Raw genomic sequence first — 233 nt, 5'->3', positions numbered from 1 at the left:
ACAAGCCAATCCAGTCAGCGTCCAGTTTTAGCGCCGGCGTCAGTTGCTCCAGCGCCACGCCAATCATTACCAGTACATAACCATCCAGAAACGGACCACCGCTTCCCCACAGCAAAATGCGGCGGTGAATAGAGGAGAATTTGAGATCGTCAAAGTTTCTGGACGGTTGCATGGTTATTCCTGTTTTTTGCAATGAGAGTCAGTGCGGCGTTACGTATCAAACCAACATCAGC

The 233-nt window shown here is 50.2% G+C and carries 1 pseudogene; it reads right to left on the bottom strand.

Annotated features, from left to right (window positions below):
- A pseudogene (locus V5P19_RS24590) lies at positions 1-172 on the bottom strand (MFS transporter); the annotation flags it as partial.
- Positions 173-233: the final 61 nt, after the last annotated feature.

The organism is Enterobacter sp. UNJFSC 003 (assembly GCF_036903355.1).
In the GTDB taxonomy this organism is placed as follows: Bacteria; Pseudomonadota; Gammaproteobacteria; order Enterobacterales; family Enterobacteriaceae; genus Enterobacter.
This window is presented reverse-complemented; position numbering and strand designations above follow the sequence as displayed.